Origin of the sequence: Cupriavidus phytorum (genome assembly GCF_003254285.1) — a bacterium.
Taxonomy (GTDB): domain Bacteria; phylum Pseudomonadota; class Gammaproteobacteria; order Burkholderiales; family Burkholderiaceae; genus Cupriavidus; species Cupriavidus phytorum.
In genome coordinates, this window is sequence record NZ_QKZN01000002.1 from 248,416 (window position 1) to 269,172 (window position 20,757).

12 protein-coding genes, 5 tRNA genes and 1 other RNA gene are annotated in these 20,757 nt (G+C 69.2%); 11 read left to right on the forward strand and 7 right to left on the reverse strand.

The genetic code is table 11. The features are described from left to right. Window positions 1-12 precede the first annotated feature (12 nt). The 5 genes from C7416_RS06560 (at window position 13) to C7416_RS06580 (ending at window position 833) form a co-directional block, all read left to right on the forward strand. Window positions 13-88 (forward strand) — tRNA-Glu (locus C7416_RS06560). Window positions 89-157: 69 nt separating this feature from the next. Next, window positions 158-234 (forward strand) — tRNA-Asp (locus C7416_RS06565). Window positions 235-430: 196 nt separating this feature from the next. Further along, window positions 431-506 (forward strand) — tRNA-Ala (locus tag C7416_RS06570). Window positions 507-611: 105 nt separating this feature from the next. After that, window positions 612-687 (forward strand) — tRNA-Glu (locus tag C7416_RS06575). A gap of 69 nt (window positions 688-756) precedes the next feature. Beyond that, a tRNA-Asp gene (locus C7416_RS06580) sits at window positions 757-833 on the forward strand. Window positions 834-877: 44 nt separating this feature from the next. Here the strand turns inward: C7416_RS06580 and C7416_RS06585 are convergent. The 6 genes from C7416_RS06585 to trxA form a co-directional block, all read right to left on the reverse strand. After that, entirely contained in the window at window positions 878-2,230 is a 1,353-nt protein-coding gene (locus tag C7416_RS06585; protein WP_111517690.1) for an MATE family efflux transporter, read from the reverse strand. A 133-nt stretch (window positions 2,231-2,363) separates the two neighbouring features. Then, complete coding sequence (locus C7416_RS06590) at window positions 2,364-4,151, reverse strand: ArnT family glycosyltransferase (RefSeq protein WP_062800660.1); 1,788 nt, start codon at window positions 4,149-4,151, stop codon at window positions 2,364-2,366. 273 nt (window positions 4,152-4,424) lie between these two features. Then, window positions 4,425-4,685, reverse strand: coding sequence for a type B 50S ribosomal protein L31 (locus tag C7416_RS06595; RefSeq protein WP_012353195.1), 261 nt, complete (start codon window positions 4,683-4,685; stop codon window positions 4,425-4,427). Between the two features lie 196 nt (window positions 4,686-4,881). After that, window positions 4,882-5,733: a M90 family metallopeptidase gene (locus C7416_RS06600; protein WP_111517691.1), complete on the reverse strand. Its 852-nt coding sequence runs from the start codon at window positions 5,731-5,733 to the stop codon at window positions 4,882-4,884. Window positions 5,734-5,809: 76 nt separating this feature from the next. Continuing rightward, window positions 5,810-7,072, reverse strand: a complete 1,263-nt coding sequence (rho, locus tag C7416_RS06605) for a transcription termination factor Rho (RefSeq protein WP_012353193.1) — start codon at window positions 7,070-7,072, stop codon at window positions 5,810-5,812. Window positions 7,073-7,252: 180 nt separating this feature from the next. Then, window positions 7,253-7,579, reverse strand: a complete 327-nt coding sequence (gene trxA / locus C7416_RS06610) for a thioredoxin TrxA (protein ID WP_029046118.1) — start codon at window positions 7,577-7,579, stop codon at window positions 7,253-7,255. 467 nt (window positions 7,580-8,046) lie between these two features. Here trxA and C7416_RS06615 point away from each other — a divergent pair, with 467 nt between their 5' ends. From C7416_RS06615 to C7416_RS06625, 3 genes are all read left to right on the forward strand, one after another. Beyond that, complete coding sequence (locus tag C7416_RS06615) at window positions 8,047-8,319, forward strand: hypothetical protein (RefSeq protein ID WP_111517692.1); 273 nt, start codon at window positions 8,047-8,049, stop codon at window positions 8,317-8,319. 150 nt (window positions 8,320-8,469) lie between these two features. Then, the gene (locus C7416_RS06620) at window positions 8,470-11,343 is read left to right on the forward strand and encodes a PD-(D/E)XK nuclease family protein (protein ID WP_111517693.1); all 2,874 of its coding nucleotides are present in this window, start codon (window positions 8,470-8,472) and stop codon (window positions 11,341-11,343) included. Next, window positions 11,340-14,942: a UvrD-helicase domain-containing protein gene (locus C7416_RS06625; protein WP_111517694.1), complete on the forward strand. Its 3,603-nt coding sequence runs from the start codon at window positions 11,340-11,342 to the stop codon at window positions 14,940-14,942. Before C7416_RS06620 ends, C7416_RS06625 begins: the two co-directional genes overlap by 4 nt. Window positions 14,943-15,129: 187 nt before the next feature. Here C7416_RS06625 and ffs read toward each other — a convergent pair. Next, window positions 15,130-15,228, reverse strand: an RNA gene (gene ffs, locus C7416_RS06630) — signal recognition particle sRNA small type. A gap of 167 nt (window positions 15,229-15,395) precedes the next feature. Here ffs and C7416_RS06635 point away from each other — a divergent pair. From C7416_RS06635 to C7416_RS06645, 3 genes are all read left to right on the forward strand, one after another. Further along, complete coding sequence (locus C7416_RS06635) at window positions 15,396-17,876, forward strand: adenosylcobalamin-dependent ribonucleoside-diphosphate reductase (protein WP_111517695.1); 2,481 nt, start codon at window positions 15,396-15,398, stop codon at window positions 17,874-17,876. Window positions 17,877-17,996: 120 nt separating this feature from the next. Continuing rightward, the gene (locus tag C7416_RS06640) at window positions 17,997-20,351 is read left to right on the forward strand and encodes a DNA polymerase III subunit gamma/tau (RefSeq protein ID WP_111517696.1); all 2,355 of its coding nucleotides are present in this window, start codon (window positions 17,997-17,999) and stop codon (window positions 20,349-20,351) included. Window positions 20,352-20,419: 68 nt separating this feature from the next. Continuing rightward, window positions 20,420-20,752: a YbaB/EbfC family nucleoid-associated protein gene (locus C7416_RS06645; protein ID WP_062800650.1), complete on the forward strand. Its 333-nt coding sequence runs from the start codon at window positions 20,420-20,422 to the stop codon at window positions 20,750-20,752. Window positions 20,753-20,757 lie beyond the last annotated feature (5 nt).

Genomic DNA, 20,757 nt, shown 5'->3' on the forward strand with positions numbered 1-20,757 from the left:
AGACAAGTTTCTGTCCCCTTCGTCTAGAGGCCTAGGACATCACCCTTTCACGGTGAGTACAGGGGTTCGAATCCCCTAGGGGACGCCAAAACAGCCGGGCGTAATCAGACGTCCAGCATGTCGTCTCAAGCAGTAGCTTGAGTCGGCAGCCGACTAAGGAGTGGTAGTTCAGTCGGTTAGAATACCGGCCTGTCACGCCGGGGGTCGCGGGTTCGAGTCCCGTCCACTCCGCCAAAACTAAACCCGCATGGTGTAATCGCCATGCGGGTTTTTCTTTTGGGTGAGGGATTATGTTTTGAATCGCGGTAAATGCAATAAAATATGTTGCATTCGTTGCCGAAATCGCTATATAATCCTGTCTTCGCTGCAAACGCTGCGCAAGCAGTGGCGGTGGAAGGATCCAGCAGTAACCGTCCAGAGTACCGGATACGGGGCTATAGCTCAGCTGGGAGAGCGCTTGCATGGCATGCAAGAGGTCAGCGGTTCGATCCCGCTTAGCTCCACCAGAATCCGGGAAGCGTCTGAAAAGAAGCTTCCCAAGCGCGAAAAAGGCTGCTATGATGGCGGACTTTCCAGCGCAAGACAGAAAACGCGTTGAATAACAAGTTTCTGTCCCCTTCGTCTAGAGGCCTAGGACATCACCCTTTCACGGTGAGTACAGGGGTTCGAATCCCCTAGGGGACGCCAAAACAGCCGGGCGTAATCAGACGTCCAGCATGTCGTCTCAAGCAGTAGCTTGAGTCGGCAGCCGACTAAGGAGTGGTAGTTCAGTCGGTTAGAATACCGGCCTGTCACGCCGGGGGTCGCGGGTTCGAGTCCCGTCCACTCCGCCAACTTTGAAAAGCCCGCGCAAGCGGGCTTTTTCTTTTTGCGCGATTCAGCTTACCGAGTCCCTGCTGACCCGGCTGAAATACCGCACCAGCAGCACGCCTGCAATGGCCAGGCTGATGCTGTTGGCCAGCCAGAAGCCGCTCGCACCTCGCGTGAAGGCGGGCATGCCGTCGATCAGGCTAAAGCCCAGCACGTAACCGCCGCCGAGCCCGATGCCCCACAGCGAGCCGGCGTAGATCACGGTCGGGATCAGCGCGATCTTGTACGCGCGCAGGATAAAGGCCGTCATCACCTGCACCGCGTCGAAGGCCTGATAGAACGCCACGAACAGCACCAGCGGCAGCGCCGCGGCGACCACCGAGGGATCGCTGGCATAGGCGTCGAGCACGGGCTTGCGCAGCAGCCACAGCAGCGCGCCGGTCAGTACTGCCAGCACCACCGCCATGCGGATGCCGCGCCAGGCGAGGCGGCTGGCGCCGCCCCGGTCGCGCGCGCCGAGATGCTGCGCCACCAGTGTCGAGGTCGCAATGCCCAGCGACAGCGGCAGCATGTACGCCACGGCGCCAAGGTTGGCAATGATCTGGTGGCCGGCCAGCGTCACCGTGCCCAGGCGCGTGATGAAGATCGACATCAGCGTGAACGACGTGATCTCGATCAGGTAGGTCAGCCCCATCGGCACGCCCAGGCGCAGCAGCGCGCGCAGCGGCGCGGCGGCGGGCCAGCTCCAGGTGTCGAAGATGCGCAGCGGGTGATAGGTGCTGCCATGGCGCAGGATCAGCAGTCCGGCGATGCACCAGGCCCAGCTGATCAGCGTCGAGGCCAGGCCGCAGCCGGGACCGCCCATCGCCGGCACCCCCAGGCCGCCGTGGATGAACCAGGCGTTGAGCGGCACCTTCAGCGCCAGCCCCCCGACCTGCAGCACCGTCACCATGATCGGCCGGGACAGGGCATTGTTCAGCGCCGAGTAAATGCGGAAGGCCAGTGCCGCCGGCAAGCCGAAGGCGCCGAAATGCAGGTAGGCGGTGGCTTTCTCGACCAGTTCCGGCGGCGCCTTGGCGAAGGCCAGCAGCGGGCCGGGAAACGCCAGCAGCAGCACGCCGGGCAGCGCCAGCGCCGCGCCCAGCCAGGCGGCCTGCCGCACTTCCGCGCCGATGGCCTCGAGGCGGCCGGCACCATAAAGCTGGCCGGCGATGGGCGACAGTGCCTGCAGCACGCCCATCAGGCTGATATAGATGGTCACGTAGATCGACCCGCCCAGGCCCACGGCAGCGAGGTCGGTGGCGGACGCGCGTCCGGCCATCACGGTATCGATCACGCCGAAGGCGATCACGGCGAGTTGCCCGGCCAGCACGGGGGCGGCCAGGCTGGCAATGCGGCGAAGGTCTTGGAACAGTGTCATTCAGGGCTCGGCAGGGGGCGGGCTGGAAGTCCAGCCCCGCAGCCGCCTGCGGCCGGAATGGTTCGTGGGCGCGTCAGGCGCTGCGGTATGTGTCAGGTGCTGCGGCCAGAGATGGCTACCGGCGAATAGCCGCTCAGGGCTGGCGCGGCAGCCGGCGTCGCGGCAGGTCGGGGCGCGGGTGGACCGCGCGTGCGGTATCGACCAGGCGGTACATGCGGAAGCGCTCGTCGCGGTCGGCCGGGCGCCGGCCTTCCCAGATCAGCCGCCACTCGAAATGCGAGATATTGCCCGGCTCGCCGTAGTCGACCGAATCGTGGCGCAGCAGCACGTCGCAGCCGTCGTTGGGCCCGCCGAAGCGGATATGGCCGAAGTAGGCGAACGACGCCAGCTGCGCGTCGCCCATGCGGATCGGCTGCACGCACTGGTAGGCCGGCGGCAGCGCCATCGACGCCGCCTGGGCCACGTCGCGATAGGTCTTGCCGTAGTTGATCGATGGCAGCCACAGCGTCATCGCCATCACCCACATCAGCGTGGTGCCGGCCGCGGAAATCACCACCGGGCGCCAGATCTGCTTGGGCGCGCGCGACAGGCGCCAGCGCACGATCAGCACCCAGGCCAGCGTCGCCGCCAGTGCAAACACCACCGCGGCGATGGTGAATTCATGCTGGTAGCCAGGCAGCTGGCGGAACACGTTGCGCGCAATGCGCGGCGGCCAGCCGGTGGTCTTGGCGATCCACATGAACCAGACCGTGCCGCCGAAGATGGTGAAGAACAGCAGCGCGAACCAGTCGATGGCGTTGATCACGCCGCGCGCCAGCGTCGGCAGCGCAAAGGCGGCCAGCACGGCCATCGGCGGCAGCAGCAGGATGAACTGCACGTCGCCGGCACTGCGCTGCAAAAACAGCAGCACCAGCACCGGCAACAGCAGCGCCAGCGGCGCCGCGACATGGGGTGCCCTGCGCATGCCAGTCCAGGCGATCCAGGCCCAGCCCGCGATCGGCCACACCGGCCACGTGTACAGGAACAGGTTGCGCATGTTGAAGCCGAACGTCGCCATATTGGGCGAGCCGTAGCTGCGGCGGTCATAGCGCGACCATTCGCGGATAAAGGTCACGGCCTCGTTGCGGTCGGCCGCGCCGAAATAGGCGGCCGCCAGCCACGCCGCCACGATCAGCAGCGCCAGCGGAATCGCGACCGCGGCAAGGCGCCGCCATGGCAGCGGCTTGCACACCAGCGCGCACACCGCCGTGCCGAACAGCAGCGCCAGCGCCAGCAGCGGCCCGCTGGCCAGCGTCAGGCCGCCCAGCGCGGCACCATAGATCAGGCTGCCCTGGGTGGGCTTGTCGAGGCTGCGCACCATGCCGTACAGCGCCAGCGCGATGAACGCGACCTGGCCGACCTGCGGCGTAGTCTCGTGCCCGCGCATGGCCAGGCCCACGCAGGCGAGGAAGATCAGCAGCGCGCCGTCGGCCAGCGTGCGGCCGTAGTCGCGCGCATTGGGCTGGCCGCCGAAGGCATAGGCAAAGGGCTGGACCTCATCGCGCCGGCCCAGCAGGTAGGTGGTGTACCAGATGCAGGCGCAGGTGGCGAAGAAGAACAGCGCCGTCGCCAGCCGCGCCGCGTCGGTCGCGCCCAGCCAGCCGCCAAAGCCGCGGATCATCAGCGCGCCGATCCAGAACACCAGCGGGCCGTCCTCGCTGTACGGGCGGCCGACGATGTTGGGCATCAGCCAGTCGTGCGTGCTGCCGGTGGCGAGTTGCCACATCACGCCGAAGCCGGCGGCGTCCTCGTTCTTCCACGGGTCGCGCCCGAACAGGCCGACCAGGCCGTAGATGATGCAGATGGCCAGCAGCAGCGCGCGCGGCAGGGCGCCGGTGGCGGCTGCGGTCAACTGGACGGGTGAGGTGTTGGCTTGACGCATCGATGCTCAGGTCGGGCCGTGGCGCCATGGCGCGAAGGCCACAGTATCGCGCATGCGGCGGCCGCGTGGCCGTGGCATGGCGTGGAAGCCTCACGGAATGTGGGGGTAAATCCGAATGGCGGGCAGTGCCGGCTGGGCTGCCAGGGCCGACAGGGCTTGCCTGTGCGGCGCTACGGCACAAATGCAAAGAGGCAGCCGATGCTGCCTCTTTGCTGGTTCGCGCCCGCCCGGAACTTGTCCGCGGCTGGCGCGAAGCGGGGTCGCTGAACGCGATTACTTCGCAGCCTTGCCCAGCTTGTTGCCGAACTTCTGGCGGAACTTTTCCACGCGGCCGGCGGTGTCCATGATCTTCTGGGTGCCGGTGTAGAACGGGTGCGATTCCGACGAGACTTCGATCTTGGCCAGCGGGTATTCCTTGCCGTCCTTCACGATCGTGTCCTTGGTCTGGATGGTCGAGCGGGTGATGAAGCTGAAGTCGCTGGACATGTCCTGGAACACGACTTCGCGGTAATTCGGGTGAATGCCTTCTTTCATGATGAGTCCTTTCTGGTTGGGTAGCCAGTCCGTTGCAGTCCGCGGTTCTCCGCCGGGGGAGAAGGCATGGCGCGGCCACGAACGAACCACTTGCCGATTACGGGCAAACCGGGATTATGGCAGAAAAACAAATACTTGGGGAAGGGCGTAGGGCCCCGCTCCAACAAAGTGTTGCGGCCCCAAAGCGACGTGTATCTCACATTGCGGCAGGATCCTGCCGATAGAACGCCGCCAAGGACTGGTAAACCGCCGGCCAATGCCGCGCCAGCCCGACTGGCTCGACAAAAAATGCCTCCGACGTCACCGCAAAGAACTCGCTGGGGGCCTCGCTGCCGTACGGATCGATGATGCGCAGCGCCGCCGGCAAGCGCTCCGGGTGCTCCCAGTCGGCCTCGTCGCGCGCGTCCCAGGCCTCGGCGAAGCGGTCGTACTCGCTCAGGAAGGTTTCGGCCCAGGCCTCGGCGTCGACCTCGGGATGCAGCACGCGCGAGAACGCCGGCACGCCGTCGGGCTCGCCGTCGAGCATGTCGAGCTTGTGGGCGAATTCGTGGATGACCACGTTGTAGGTGTCCGCCGGCAGTTCATGGTCGCTGTCGATGCCCGCGCCGGGGCTGTGCACGTCGGGCCAGGACAGGATCACCGGTCCGTGCTCCCACGCTTCGCCGCTGGCTTCCTCGACCACGCCGTGGACCAGGCCGATCTCGTCCTGCACGGTCCGGCGGATGATGAACTCGCCCGGGTAGAGCACGATGCCATGCCAGCCGCGATACCACGGCAACCCCAGCTTCAGGATCGGCACGCAGGCCTGCACCGCGACGCTGACCACCATGTCGTCGTCCAGCGGCAGGTCGTGCGCGGTGGAGTATTCCTTCTCGGCGATGAACAGCGTCGCCAGCTCGCGCAGCGCCGCCAGGTCGGCGCTGCCGTAGCGCTGCACGAACGGCAGCCTGGCCACGGTGCGCGCCCAGAGCGTGTCGGGGATGGCGTAGTGCTCGAGCTTGCGGGCGCGCGAGCGCGAGCGCAGGAATGTGGTCAGTTTGCCCAGCATGACATCGTCGGAAAAACAAAAAAGGCGTGCCGCGGCACGCCTTCCTGTCTGCGTTGCGGCATGGCCGCAGCGAGGCTCAGCCGCCTCGGCGCATCATATCGAAAAACTCCGCGTTGTTCTTGGTGGCCTTCATCTTGTCCATGATGAATTCCATCGCCTGCACTTCGTCCATGTCGGAGATGAACTTGCGCAGCACCCAGATCTTCTGCAGGATGTCCGGCTTGATCAGCAGCTCTTCGCGGCGCGTGCCGGACTTGTTCAGGTTGATCGACGGATAGACGCGCTTTTCGGCCAGGCGACGTTCCAGGTGCACTTCCATGTTGCCGGTGCCCTTGAACTCTTCGTAGATCACGTCATCCATGCGGCTGCCGGTCTCGATCAGCGCGGTGGCGATGATGGTCAGCGAACCACCTTCCTCCAGGTTGCGCGCGGCGCCGAAGAAGCGCTTGGGGCGCTGCAGCGCGTTGGCGTCGACACCGCCGGTCAGTACCTTGCCCGAGGCCGGCACCACCGTGTTGTAGGCGCGCGCCAGGCGGGTGATGGAGTCCAGCAGGATCACCACGTCGCGCTTCAGTTCGACCAGGCGCTTGGCTTTCTCGATCACCATTTCGGCGACCTGTACGTGGCGGATGGCGGGTTCGTCGAAGGTGGAGGCCACCACTTCGCCGCGCACCGAGCGCTGCATCTCGGTCACTTCTTCCGGACGCTCGTCGATCAGCAGCACGAACAGGTCGGCTTCGGGATGATTGTTGGCGATCGCATGTGCAATGTGTTGCAGCATCACGGTCTTGCCCGACTTGGGCGACGCCACCAGCAGCGCGCGCTGGCCGCGGCCGATCGGCGCGATCATGTCGATGATGCGGCCGGTGATGTTTTCTTCCGCCTTGATGTCGCGTTCAAGCGTGAGCGGCCGGTTCGGATGCAGCGGCGTCAGGTTCTCGAACATGATGCGGTTCTTGACCGCTTCGGGCGCCTGCCCGTTGACCTTGTCCACCTTCACCAGCGCGAAATAGCGTTCGCCGTCCTTGGGCGTGCGCACCTCGCCCTCGATCGAATCGCCGGTGTGCAGGTTGAAGCGGCGGATCTGCGACGGGCTGATGTAGATGTCGTCGGTGCTGGCCAGGTACGAGGTCTCGGGCGAGCGCAGGAAACCGAAGCCGTCAGGCAGAACTTCCAGGGTGCCGTCTCCGTAGATGGTTTCGCCCATCTTGGCGCGCTTCTTCAGGATCGCAAACATCAGTTCTTGTTTGCGCATCCGCTGTGCGTTGTCGATCTCGAGCGTAGCCGCCATTTCGAGAAGCGCAGACACGTGAAGCGATTTGAGTTCTGTCAGGTGCATAGACGAGGGGTACAGATGGGCCCGGACGGGCGAGACGTAAAGGAAGGGGGAGAAAATGAGCGAACGCTCGGGGAGTTGTTGGTGGCATCTTAGCACAATCCGACCGGCGCGCCAGGGTGTGGCGCACGCACGTCGGATCGTGACGAAACCGGGACCGCGGGTCGGGTCCCGGCGCGCAGCTTACAGGTTGCCGTCGAGGAAGGCAGTCAGTTGCGACTTGGACAGCGCGCCGACCTTCTGGGCCGCGACCGCGCCGTTCTTGAACAGGATCAGCGTCGGGATGCCGCGGATGCCGAACTTGGCCGGCACCTGCTGGTTTTCATCGACATTGATCTTGGCGACCTGCAGCTTGTCGCCGTAGTCCTTGGCGACTTCGTCCAGAATCGGCGCGATCATCTTGCAGGGGCCGCACCACTCCGCCCAGAAATCGAGCAGGACGGGCTTGTCGGACTGGAGGACGTCAGCGTCGAACGAGGCGTCGCTCACATACTTGATTTGTTCGCTCATGGCGGAAAACCTCTGGTTTCGCTCTGTTTATGTTGAAGGCGGGACGGCCGAACCGTTACCTTACACGAGATTGCGCGGACCCGTCGGGCCGCCTCCTTACGCCTGAAGCAGGCGGTGGAGGCCGCTACCGCGCCCGGTGCTGCCGATATGTTACCAGTTTGCCGATTTTCAAGACCGGCCCGCCGGCACTTCCGGCAAACTGCGGCAGCGGGGCATAAGGGCCCGCAAACAATGCCGTCATTCTGGTGCAAAGGCTTAATTCATTGAAATGCTTATTTTCAATGGCGGCGAGAGATTTGCCCAATCGGCGTGCCGGCCAGGGGTGGGTGTCATGGAATGCACTTGCGTGCGCCGGGGTGCCGGATGCGTGCGGCGTGCGCGTAGAATAGAAGCGGTCCGCACGACGCCCGCCGGGCGACCCGCGGCGCACCATCCATGCCCCTGCGCCCCCTGACTAGGTCACCGACATGAACACCGATCCCCGCAAGCCTTCGCAGTCCGAGCCCGGCCAGGCGCCGGACGTCGACCACCTGAGCGATGCGCTGGACCATCTCAGCAGCGCCGTGGAGACCAACAGCATCGCCAGCGGCGCAGCGCGCGGGCTGGTCTACAGCATCATCGAAACGCTCGGCACGCTGGTGGGCGACCCCGACCTGCCCGAGCATGCGCGCTCGGGCTACGAAGGCCTGCTCGAAACCGCGCGCGAGATCCGCGCCCGCCTGGAAGGCGGATCTGACTGAAGCGGCGCGGCTGTCCCCGTTCCGCGGTGCCTGCGCCGCCGGACGTGCCGGCCGGCGCCGCCGCGCCATGGTTGCCATTCGTTGCTTCCTGATTCGTTCCAACCCGACGCCGTTCCCGCATCCTTGCGGCCGACGACCCAATGACGGTCCATGACGTCGCTGAGCTTTCACCCCGGTCCTGATTTTCTCGAGCAGGCAGCCACCGCTGCCTGGTATTTCCTCGACCGCTGCGGCGCGCCCGAGGCGGACGCGCACGTGGTGGTGCCGACTGCCGCGCAGATTCCGGGCGTGCGCCAGGCGCTGGACGCCGCGGCGCGTGCGTCCGGACGGCCGCGGCTGTTGCCGCGCGTGCTGACGCTGGGCCACTGGCTGCTCGACCTGCCGCCCGAGGGCGCGCCGGTACGCAGCCCGGCCGCGCGCCTGCTCGCCGTGCAGCAGGCGGTGCGCGGTCAGGACTGGCTGCGCCGGGCCTTCGGCGCGCAGAACGAAACCGCGGCCTGGGGCCTGTCGCAGACGCTGCTGGCGATCTGCGACGAGCTCAGCGCGCGCTGGCTCGAAGACGCCGCCATCCGCGACGACGACGAGGTCGACGGCGACGATCGCGCGGGCCTGCTGCAGGGCGCGCTGGCGCGGACCTATGCGCATCTGTCGGAGCGGTTCCTGGGCGAGGAAGCCCGCATCGTGCTGGCGTTCTGGCAGGCGCTGTCCGGGCCCGACGATCCGCTGCCGGCGAAGCGCCGCGCGCTGCGCGAACTGTCGCAGCAGCTGCGCGGCCCGGTGGTCTGGATTGCGCCGACCCCGCCCACGCCGCTCGAGGCCGCGTTCCTGCGCGATGCCGCCGAACTGGTGCCGGTGCTGCAGGTGGGCTACGACTGGAGCGGGCAGGAGCAAGGCGAGGCCGGCTGGTACCACGCGCTGCTGGCATTGTGGCCGGAAGCCAGGATCGCCGGCGACGATGAGGCCGCGCTCCACGCGGCCCCGCCGGCGATGCCCGCGCTGCCGCCGCAGCGCCCGTCGGTGCGCGTCATCGGCTGTGCCCGCTTCGAGGATGAAGCTGCCGCCGCGGCGGCGCAGCTGGTGCAGTGGCTCAATGCGGGACGACGCCAGGTGGCACTGGTCGCGCACGACCGCGTGGTGGCACGCCGCGCACGCGCGCTGCTGGCCCGCGCCGGCGCGCCGGTGCGCGACGAGACCGGCTGGAAGCTGTCGACCACGCGCGCCGCCGCCGCGCTGATGCGCTGGTTCGACCTGCTGGTGCGCGATGGCGATACCGCCGCGCTGCTGGACCTGCTCAAGAGCCCGTTCTGCCTGCCCGATGTCGCCGCGCGCGGCGCGGCCATCGCGCTGCTCGAGCGCCAGGTGCGGCGCGAGGGCATTACCGGCGGCTGGGCGCGGCTGCGCCAGATGTTCGCGCACGCGCCGGCCAACGCGCAGGAGGCCGCCGGGGACGACGAGGATGCCGGGCAGGCGCCGCGCCGCGCGGCCCATGCGCTGATCGCCGTGCTGGCCGACGAGGCCGCGCGCTGGCCGCGCGGTTTCGCCCAGCATCCGCTGGCGACCTGGCTGGAACGGCTCGACGGCATGCTCGATGGCCTGGGCATGCGCGCCGCGCTGGCCGCGGACGATGCCGGCAGCCAGCTGCTCGATGCGCTGGCGCGGCTGCAGGAGCTGCCGCGCGACGAGACCGGCGGCCATGCCACGCTGTCGCAGGGCGAGTTCCGCGCGATGCTGTCGGCGCTGCTGGAATCGGTCGCCTACAAGGAGCCGTCGGCCAGCGGGGCCGCGCGCATCACCATCCTGCCGCTGAACGGCGCGCGCATGCGACGCTTCGAGGGCGTGGTGATCGTCGGCTGCGACGACGCGCAGCTGCCGTCGAGCGCCGCCGAGCTGATGTTCTTCTCCAACCAGATGCGGCGCGAGCTGGACCTGGAAGACCGCGAGGCACGCTTTGCGCAACAGGCGCGCGACCTGGCCGAGGTGCTGCTGAACAACGACGACGTGGTGCTGACCTGGCAGCGCTATGGCAGCCGCGGCGAGCCGCACCACGTGTCGGGCTGGATCGAGCGGCTGGCGGCGTGCTGCGCGCGCGCCAGGGTCAGCATCGAAGGCACCGCCGCGCCGCAGGCGCACGAGACCTTCGCCGATGTGCGCGGCATGCCGGCCCCCGCCGCCGAGCCCGCGCTGGTGCCGGTGCGCTGGAGCGCGCAGGCGTACAACGCGCTGCGGCGCTGCCCCTACCAATTCTTCGCCGGCCGCATGCTGGGCCTGGCGGGGCTGGAAGTGGTCAGCGACGAGCTGGAAAAGCGCGAGATCGGCGAGACCCTGCACCGCGTGCTGCTGACCTACCACAAGGAGCTGCAGGCGCGGCGCGAGCGCGGCGAGACGCTGTCCGACGACCAGCGCCTGGCGCGCCTGGGCGAGATCTCCGACGACGTCTTCGGCGCGCTGATGGCCGAGGACGGCAACGCCATTGCCTACTACCGGCGTTGGCGCGAGGTGCTGCCGTCGTATGTCGCGTGGCAGTCCACGCGCGAGGCCGAGGGCTGGTTCTGGCGCGGCGGCGAGCTCGATGCCGGCATCGACCTGCCGATGCCCGACGGCCAGCCGCTGCGCCTGACCGGGCGCATCGACCGGCTCGACCAGGGGCCCGGCGGCGCGCACGCCGTGCTCGACTACAAGACCCAGAGCGCCACGCGCCTGAAGCGCAAGCTGGCCGAGGTCGAGGAAGACTGCCAGCTGCCGTTCTACGGCCTGCTGCGCGCCGATGCCGCGGCGGGCAGCTGGGTTTCACTAGAAGGTGCGCGCGACGGCGCGCCGGCGGCGCAGCGCGAGGTCGGCCTGCCCGACTTCGAAGCCGCCGTCACCTGGCTCGAACGCCAGATGCGCGACGACGTGATGCGCCTGCGCCAGGGCGCCAGGCTGCCGGCCTTCGGCGATGCGTCGGCGTGCGTCTATTGCACTGCCCGCGGCCTGTGCCGCAAGGGTTTCTGGGACTCCACCGCCGTGCCGGCGCTGACATCATGACGCCTCACGATCTGCACGAGGTCCAGCCTTACCAGCGCGATGGCGCGCCTGTTTCCGAAGCCGAATTCACGCGCGCGGCCTGCGATCCGGCGCGTTCGGTGGTGGTCGAGGCCTGCGCCGGCAGCGGCAAGACCTGGCTGCTGGTGGCGCGGCTGGTGCGCCTGCTTCTGGCTGGCGCCGCGCCGCACGAGATCCTGGCGATCACCTTCACGCGCAAGGCGGCCGAAGAAATGCGCGACCGCCTGCTCGAGGTGCTGGCGCAACTGTCGCGCGACAGCGACGACGACGTGATCGCTGCGCTGGTGCAGCGCGGCCTTTCCGCCGAAGCCGCGCGCGAGGCGCTGCCGCGCGCGCGCCGGCTGCATGCGCAGGTGCTGGCGGCACCGGGGCGCATGGCGATCGACACCTTCCACGGCTGGTTCGGCACGCTGCTGCGCGGCGCGCCGCTGGCGTCGGGCATCGTGCCGGGCGCGGCGCTGCGCGAGGATGCGCTGCGCATGAAGCGCGAGGCCTGGGCCCCCGTGTGGCGCGCGCTGGCCACGCCGCCCTACGCCGAGCTGCGCGCCGCGTGGGAAACGCTGGTCGATACCGTCGGCGACTTCCAGGCGCGCGCGCTGCTCGACGCGATGTTCCACGCCCGCAGCGAATGGTGGGCGATGCAGGAGGGCGGCGACCCGCTGCAGGCGCTGTCCGACTGCCTGGGCGAGGACGCGCAGGGCGACGTGCTGCTGCAGGCGCTGGCCGACGAAGGCTGGCGCGATGCCTGCGAAGCGCTGGCGGCGCGCCTGGGCGCGGCCGGCAAGAGCGAGCAGGCCCACGCCGGCCGCATCACCGAGGCGCTGATGGCGATCGCCGCCTGGCGCGAGGCCGGCGCCGCGCCCGGCAAGCCCGCCGAACGCGTGTTCGCGCAGCTGCGCGCGGCGTTCTTCACCGCCACGGGCGGGCCGCGCTCGCTGCGGCGCACCGCGGCGCTGGCCAAGGCCGCGGGCGGTGAGGGCATGGTCGATGCGCTGCTGGACGAGCATGCCGCGATCTGCGCGATGCTCGACGACATCAGCGCGCGCTGCTGTGAAGCCGCGGTGCTGGCGATCAACCAGGCCCTGTTCCGCATCGGCGATGCACTGCTGAGGCGCTACCAGCAGCACAAGGACGAGCAGCGCGCGATGGATTTCGCCGACCTCGAATGGCAGGCCGCGCGGCTGATGTCGGACGAGGAGACCGCGACCTACCTGCAGGTGCGGCTCGATGCGCGCTACCGCCACCTGCTGCTCGACGAGTTCCAGGACACCAACCCGCTGCAATGGCGCATCCTGCAGGGCTGGCTGGCCGGGTATGCGGGGTTGGGCGAGCGCCCGACGGTGTTCCTGGTGGGCGATCCCAAGCAATCGATCTACCGTTTCCGCCGCGCCGATGCCAGGCTCTTCGGCGCCGCCGGCGAGATGCTGCGCGACGCGTTCGGCGCCACCGTGCTGCGCACCAACCGGACCCGGCGCAACCGCGCCGAAGTGCTGGACTGGGTCAACGCCGTGTTCGACAGCGCGCGCGCCGAGGGCCGCTATCCGCTGTACTCGACCCAGACCACGGCGCTGGGCGGCTGCGGCGGGCCGGTCTGGCTGTTGCCGCTGGTGGAGCCCGATGAAGCCAGTGAAAGCGCGGCGGAAGATGCGGACGATGGATCGGCCGCATCTGCATCCGCGCATCGCGACACGCTGCTGCAGCCGCGCCGGCAGGCCGGCGATTCGCTGCGGCTGGAAGAAGGGCGACGCGTGGCGGCGTGGCTGCGGCTGGTGCGCGATACCGTGCCGGTGCACGAAGGCAACACGCAGCGGCCCGCGCGCTGGAGCGACATGCACCTGCTGGTGCGCCGCAAGACCCATCTGGCCGACTATGAGCGCGCCCTGCGCGAGGCCGGCATCCCGTGCCTGAGCCCGCGCCGCGGCGGCCTGCTGGCCACGCTCGAGGCGCTCGACCTGTCGGCGCTGCTGGCCTTCCTGATGACGCCCGAGTCGGACCTGGACCTGGCGCACGTCTTGAAAAGCCCGCTGGTGGGCGCCACTGACGACGACTTGCTGGCCCTTGCGCAAATGGAGGGCGAGGGCGGCTGGTGGGCACGCCTCGAGGCCGGAGGATTGCCGGCGCAGGTTTCCGACGCGCTGCGCGAAGGCGTGCCGCGGTTGCGGCAGTGGCTGCGCATCGCGCCGCACCAGCCGGTGCATGACCTGATCGACCAGATCTTCCACGGCGGCGAGGTGCGGCGGCGCTACGCCGAGGCCGCGCCGCCGGATATCCGCGAGCAGGTGCTGGCCAACCTCGACGCCTTCCTGAAACTGTCGCTCGACCTCGATGGCGGGCGCTATCCGAGCCTGCCGAAGTTCATCGACGAGCTGCAGGAAATCCGCCGCGGCGACGAAGGCGAGAGCCCCGACGAAGGCGGCATGGGCGAGCGCGCCGAAGACCTCGAGCCGGCCGACGACGATCCGGCCTACGCCGGCCTCGACGCGGTCCATATCCTGACCGTGCATGCCGCCAAGGGACTGGAAGCGCCGTTCGTGGTGCTGCTCGATGCCAACCACAGCGAGCCGGCCGCGGACCGTGGCGGCATCCTGGTCGACTGGCCGCCGTCGTCGCCGGTGCCGCGTCATTTCTCCGCGTACGGCAAGCGCAGCGAGCGCGGGCTGGCGCGCGCGCCGCTGTTCGAAGCCGAGGCGGCGCTGGGCGAGCGCGAGAACTGGAACCTGCTGTACGTGGCCATGACGCGTGCGCAGCAGGGCCTGCTGGTCAGCGGCGTCAAGGGCCGCGCCAGCCGCGCCGGTGCCGGCGAGGGCAATGCCGAGATCGCCGGCAGCTGGTATGTGCGGCTGCAGGCCGCGGGCGTCGGCGAAATGGTGCCGGCCTATCCTGACGCGCACGGCGATGCGGCCGGTGCGCAAGCACTGCTGCCCGCGCGACCGAGCGAGCCGGTGCGCTTCACCGACTTCAGGCTGCGCTACCGCGATGCCGTCGATGATCTGCGACAGCCCGCCCTTGCCGATGACGAGGAAGCCTCGGACGAGTCGGAGGGCATCGTCTTCAACGCCGCCGCAGCCCGCCATGGCGAACTGGTGCATGCGCTGCTGGAACGCCTGACGCGCTATCCCGAAGCCTTTGCCGGCGTGCCCGCGATCGATACGGTATTGCGCTGGTTCCCGCTGACCGGCGCGCACACCGCGGCGGCACGGTCGGCCTGGCGGCAACAGGTGGAAGAGGCGCTGGCTGCAGTGGCGGCGATGCTGCGCGCGCCGGCGCTGGCGCCGCTGCTGGCCGCGGACAAGGCGCGCAGCGCGCGCAACGAGGTCGAGCTGTACGACGCGCGTGGCCGGCTGCTGCGTATCGACCGGCTGGTGGAATTCGACGACCGCGTCGTCGTCATCGACTACAAGCTGCGTTTGCTGCCGCAGGAGCACGCCGCCTATCGCGCGCAGCTGGGCCGCTACACGGCGGCGATCGCGCCGATGTTCCCCGGCAAGCGCATCGAGGCGGGCGTGGCCACTGCCGAGGGCGAATGGATTCTGGCCGAGCACCTCGCGCCGCAGGTTCCGCAACAAGGCTCGCTGTTCTGAACGCAGGCGCGGCGCGCCGGCAACGGCGCATGGGTCCAAATGGGCGCAAAATGGGCCGCATGGCGCGCGCGATGGTGGCTCGGCTGTACTAAAGTGACAGGGACTGCGCTGCGAGCCGCTGGCGCGCGAGCTGGACAGGCTGGAGGGAAGGGGTACTACGGAAGGTGCTGCGGAAGGGGAGTGTGAGGTGGACGAGCCTGACCCTCGGCACTGGCGGAAAACGGCTGTGGCTGCTTCGTTCCCGACCTGACCAGGTTGACCGCGCCACCATGCGAGGAGGCCCGTCCGAGCGGCATTGTACCCCAGAGCGCGGGCGCGCGCAGAATTTGCATCGAATGCCCTTGGCGGGTGCGGGTCATTGCCCGCGCCATGGCGCCGGATTGATCTGGCGCAGGCAATGCATGCCGCGCTGGCCCGACCATTCACCGACCCGCACATGAGGTGAGCCAATACATGAACGCAAACGACCAGATCATTCGCGGCGCGCTGGCGCCGCAGGAAATCTCCACCGAAGTCCTGCTCGAGAAATACGCCAAGGGCGAAGAGCGCAGCATTGCCGATGTCAGGCAGCGCGTGGCGCGCGCGCTGGCGCAGGCCGAGCCCGAGGACCAGCGCGAAGCCTGGAGCGCGCGCTTCCTGTGGGCGCAGGAAAACGGCTTCGTGCCGGCCGGCCGCATCAATTCGGCGGCGGGCACCGGCATCCAGGCCACGCTGATCAACTGCTTCGTGCAGCCGGTGGGCGATTCGGTGTCGGAGCCGCGCGACGGACGCCCCAGCATCTACACCGCGGTGGCGCAGGCCGCCGAAACCATGCGCCGCGGCGGCGGCGTGGGCTATGACTTCTCGGCGATTCGCCCGGCCGGCGCGCTGGTGCGCGCCACGCATTCGCGCGCCTCGGGGCCGGTGTCGTTCATGAAGGTGTTCGACGCCTCGTGCGCCACGGTGGAATCGGCCGGCGCGCGCCGCGGCGCGCAGATGGGCGTGCTGCGCTGCGACCATCCCGATATCGAGAGCTTCATCCACGCCAAGGACAAGGGCGACCTCAGCAACTTCAATATCTCCATCGGCGTCACCGATGACTTCATGCAGGCGGTGCAGGCCGATGCCGAGGTCGAGCTGGTGCATGAGGCCGAGCCGGGCGCCGACATGATCGCCGCCGGCGCGTACCGCCGCGACGACGGGCAATGGGTGTACCGACGCGTGCCGGCGCGCAACCTGTGGGACCAGGTCATGCAGGCCACCTACGACCATGCCGAGCCGGGCATCCTGTTCCTGTCGCAGATCAACGCCGACAACAACCTCTATTACTGCGAGCGCATCGAGGCCACCAACCCCTGCGCCGAGCAGCCGCTGCCGTCCTATGGCTGCTGCTGCCTGGGCTCGATCAATCTGACCCGCTTCGTGCGCCAGCCGTTCACGCCGCAGGCCGCATTCGACTTCGACGCCTTTGCCGAGGTGGTACGCGTGGCCACGCGCATGCTCGACAACGTGCTCGACGTGACCTTCTGGCCGTTGCCCGAACAGCAGGCCGAGGCCCACGCCAAGCGCCGCGTCGGGCTGGGCTTCCTCGGGCTGGGCAGCGCGCTGGTGATGCTGGGGCTGCGCTACGACACCGAGCCGGCGCGGCAGCTGGCGGCGCGGATCTCGGAACGCATGCGCGACGAGGCCTACCTGGCATCGACCGAACTGGCGGCGCAGAAGGGCGCCTTTCCGCTGTTCGATGCCGGTGCCTACCTGCAGAGCGGCTTTGCCAGCCGGCTGCCTGAGCCGGTGCGCGAGGCCATCGACCGCCACGGGCTGCGCAACTCGCACCTGCTGTCGATCGCACCGACCGGCACCATCACGCTGGCCTTTGCCGACAATGCGTCGAATGGCATTGAACCGGCCTTCTCGTGGACCTACAACCGCAAGAAGCGCATGCCGGACAACAGCTACCGCAGCTTCGAGGTGGCGGACCATGCGTGGCGGCTCTACCGTCACATGGGGGCCGACATGGCGCAGTTGCCCGACGCGTTCGTCACCGCGCTGCAGATGTCGGCGCTGGACCATATGCGGATGCTGGAAGCGGTGCAGCCGTATATCGACACCAGCATCAGCAAGACCGTCAACGTGCCGGAGGACTATCCGTACGAGGCCTTCCGCAACCTCTACCTCGAGGCCTGGAAGGCCGGCCTGAAGGGGTTGGCGACCTATCGGCCGAACCCGGTGCTGGGCGCGGTGCTGTCGGTCGATGCGCCCGCCGCGCCCGCCGTGCCCGCGGCCGACGACAACCCGCTGGTGCGCCCGTTCGGCAGCCGGCCGGTGGGCGACCTGGAAGGCGTGACCTCCAAGGTCGAATACCTGACCTACGAGGGCCACAAGACCGTCTACCTGACCGTCAATTTCATGCGCGTCGCCGGCGTCGCCGACGGCAAGCCGGTGGAGATCGAGCGCCCGGTGGAGTTCTTCATGCCGGCGGGCCAGCGCAGCGAGGGCCAGCAATGGATCACCTCGACCATGCGGCTGCTGTCGATGGTGGCGCGCTCGGGCGGCTCCGTGGCCAAGGCGCTGGCCGACATGCGCAACGTGGTGTGGGACAAGGGCACGGTGCGCTACGGCACGCTGGTGCGCCAGGATGGCACCGAGGTGCCGCGCTTCCATGACTCCGAGGTCGCGGCGCTGGGCTATGCGCTGCAGCGCATCCTGATCAAGCGCGGCTTCCTCGATGCCGACGGCGGCCAGGTGCCGGTGGCTGCGCTGGCGGCGCGGCTGGCGCAGCGCGACGGCGGCGCGCAGGCGGCCGGGGCCGACCTTGCCGGAGCGGCCAGCGCGGCGCCGGGCGCGCCCGGCGTGGGCACCGGCAAGCCCTGCCCGGAGTGTGGCGCGCACGCCCTGCACAAGGTCGACGGTTGCGCCAAATGCGCCAATTGCGGCTACGTCGGCGAGTGCGGCTGAGCCGGGCTGCGGGTGGCCGGCGGCCACCGGCGCGGGCCGCCGGCGCCGGGGCCGGATAAAGACGCCCGCACCGGCGCCCGGGCGGCCGGAGCGGGGCCGCCTTTTGCTACAATCGCCGCCATGAGTTATCAAGTTCTAGCGCGCAAATGGCGCCCCAGGGATTTCACCACGCTGGTCGGCCAGGAGCACGTGGTCCGCGCGCTCACGCACGCGCTGGAACAACAGCGGCTGCACCACGCCTACCTGTTCACCGGCACGCGCGGGGTCGGCAAGACCACGCTGTCGCGGATCCTGGCCAAGGCCCTGAACTGCACCGGCCCTGACGGCAGCGGCGGCATCACCGCCGAGCCGTGCGGGCAGTGCAAGGCCTGCCAGGAAATCGACAGCGGCCGCTTCGTCGACTACATCGAGATGGACGCCGCCTCCAACCGCGGCGTCGACGAGATGGCGCAGTTGCTCGACAAGGCCGTCTACGCTCCCACCGCCGGGCGCTTCAAGGTCTACATGATCGACGAAGTGCACATGCTGACCAACCACGCCTTCAACGCCATGCTGAAGACGCTGGAAGAGCCGCCCGGGCACGTCAAGTTCATCCTCGCCACCACCGACCCGCAGAAGATCCCGGTGACGGTGCTGTCGCGCTGCCTGCAGTTCAACCTGAAGCAGATGCCGCCGGGACATATCGTCTCGCACCTGGACCATATCCTGGCGCAGGAAGGCATCGCCCACGACGGCAACGCGCTGCGGCTGCTGGCCCAGGCCGCGCATGGCTCGATGCGCGATGCGCTGTCGCTGACCGACCAGGCCATCGCCTACAGCGCGGGGCAGGTGTCCGAGGAAGCCGTGCGCGGCATGCTGGGCGCGATCGACCAGGGTTACCTGGTGCAGCTGCTCGACGCGCTGGCCGCCGAGGACGGCGCCGCCATGCTGGCGATCGCCGATGCCATGGCCGACCGCAGCCTGTCGTTCGCCGGCGCGCTGCAGGACCTGGGTTCGCTGCTGCACAAGGTGGCGCTGGCGCAGGCCGTGCCGGCGTCGGTGCAGGACGAATGGCCCGAAGCCGACGAGGTGCGGCGCCTGGCCGGCGTGTTCGACGCGCAGGAAGTGCAGCTGTTCTACCAGATCGCCAACCTGGGCCGCAGCGAACTGGCGCTGGCCCCGGACGAATACGCCGGCTTCACCATGACGCTGCTGCGCATGCTGGCATTCCGGCCATCGTCCGAACCGGCCGCCACGGCGGGGCAGGGCGGCGGCGCAGCGCCTTCACGCCCGCGCAATGCCGGCATGCCGATGGCGGCGCGACCGGCCGAGGCACGCCAGGCGGCGCCTGTAGCCGCTGCGCCGGTTGCCCCGGCCGCGCCAGCTGCAGCCATGACCGATTCCCCGCCGGTGCCAGCCGCGGTGCCGTCCACGGTTGCGCCAGCCGCGCCGGTGGCTGAGCCTGCCGCCGCGCCGGCCCCGGTTGCCGTGGCTGAATCCGCGCCGGCGCGCGCGCCAGGCGGCGCGATGTCGCCTGCAGCCGCGGCGCTGGCCGCCGCACGCCAGGCTTCCGCTGCCCGCGGCGGCGCCCGCAAGGCGCCGGCACCGGCCATGCCAGCCGCGCCGGCCGCCGCGCAGCGGCCGCCGGCGCAGCCGTTGCGCGCCCCCGCGGCCGTAGCCGCGAGCCGTCCCGCTGCGGCACCGGCTCCGGCAGCGGCCCCGGCAGCGGCTCCTGTTTCGCGGCCGGCAGCGCCGCAGCCGCCCGCACCGGCGGCAGTGCCCGCGGCACGCCCCGTGGCCGCCAAACCGCAACCGGAATCGGTGCCGCCGTGGGAGGTCGCCGGTGGCAGCGATGTGCCGCCGTGGGAAGAACTGCCGCCCGACCTGCCCGTGATCGGACCCTATGACAGCGATCCGGGCTACAACGACTACGGTTTCAGCGAACCCCCAGCGCGTGCTGCGGCGCCGCGCAACGTCTCGCGCCCGGCGCCATCCCCGGCGCGCGAGACCGGGCCCGTGCGCGAGCCCACTGCCGTGCCGCAGGCCGCGGCCGCGCCGGAGTCTGCCAAATTCGTCGCGCCGCGCCCGCCCGCCGCGGGCGAGGACGGCACCCCGCCGGTCTTCACCGGCGACTGGCCGGTGCTGGCCGCAGGCCTGCCGCTGAAGGGCCTGGCGCAGCAGCTGGCGTACCAGAGCGAACTGACGCAGGTGGTCGGGCGTACCTTCCACCTGCGCATCCCGGTCGCGGCGCTGGGCGAGAACGGCGTCGCCGAGCGGCTGCAGCAGGCGCTGGGCGACCACTTCGGCGAGCCGGTGCGCGTGGTCTGCGAGGTCGGCGGGGTCACGGTCACCGCCGCCGCCGCCGACGCCGAGGCCCGTGCCGAACGCCAGCGCCAGGCCGAGGCCGCGATCGAGGCCGATCCCTTCGTGCAGGGGCTGCTGCGCGACTTCGGCGGCCAGATCGTGCCAGGCTCGATCCAGCCGCGCGCCGCCTGACCGGCGGCCAGGCTGGCGTTACCGAATTTCCGTCACCGAACTCTTACCGAATCCAGGAGCACTCCATCATGATGAAAGGTCAACTCGCCGGGCTGATGAAGCAGGCCCAGCAGATGCAGGAAAACATGAAGAAGATGCAGGAGCAGCTGGCCCTGATCGAGGTCGAGGGCCAGTCCGGCGCCGGTCTCGTCAAGGTGGTGATGACCTGCAAGAACGACGTCAAGCGCGTCACCATCGACCCCAGCCTGCTGGCCGAGGGCGAGGACAAGGACCTGCTGGAAGACCTGGTCGCGGCGGCCTTCAACGACGCCGTGCGCAAGGCCGAGGCCACCACGCAGGAAAAGATGGGCTCGATGACCTCGGGCCTGCCGCTGCCGCCGGGCTTCAAGCTGCCGTTCTAAGGCGA

Excerpts from the sequence above, each read along its gene's own strand:
- C7416_RS06595 (WP_012353195.1), bottom strand. The coding sequence starts at position 4,685 with ATGAAAGAAGGCATTCACCCGAATTACCGCGAAGTCGTGTTCCAGGAC.
- C7416_RS06585 (WP_111517690.1), bottom strand. The coding sequence starts at position 2,230 with ATGACACTGTTCCAAGACCTTCGCCGCATTGCCAGCCTGGCCGCCCCC.
- C7416_RS06620 (WP_111517693.1), top strand. The coding sequence starts at position 8,470 with ATGACGTCGCTGAGCTTTCACCCCGGTCCTGATTTTCTCGAGCAGGCA.
- C7416_RS06615 (WP_111517692.1), top strand. The coding sequence starts at position 8,047 with ATGAACACCGATCCCCGCAAGCCTTCGCAGTCCGAGCCCGGCCAGGCG.
- C7416_RS06635 (WP_111517695.1), top strand. The coding sequence starts at position 15,396 with ATGAACGCAAACGACCAGATCATTCGCGGCGCGCTGGCGCCGCAGGAA.
- C7416_RS06600 (WP_111517691.1), bottom strand. The coding sequence starts at position 5,733 with ATGCTGGGCAAACTGACCACATTCCTGCGCTCGCGCTCGCGCGCCCGC.
- C7416_RS06640 (WP_111517696.1), top strand. The coding sequence starts at position 17,997 with ATGAGTTATCAAGTTCTAGCGCGCAAATGGCGCCCCAGGGATTTCACC.
- C7416_RS06625 (WP_111517694.1), top strand. The coding sequence starts at position 11,340 with ATGACGCCTCACGATCTGCACGAGGTCCAGCCTTACCAGCGCGATGGC.
- C7416_RS06590 (WP_062800660.1), bottom strand. The coding sequence starts at position 4,151 with ATGCGTCAAGCCAACACCTCACCCGTCCAGTTGACCGCAGCCGCCACC.
- trxA (WP_029046118.1), bottom strand. The coding sequence starts at position 7,579 with ATGAGCGAACAAATCAAGTATGTGAGCGACGCCTCGTTCGACGCTGAC.
- C7416_RS06645 (WP_062800650.1), top strand. The coding sequence starts at position 20,420 with ATGATGAAAGGTCAACTCGCCGGGCTGATGAAGCAGGCCCAGCAGATG.
- rho (WP_012353193.1), bottom strand. The coding sequence starts at position 7,072 with ATGCACCTGACAGAACTCAAATCGCTTCACGTGTCTGCGCTTCTCGAA.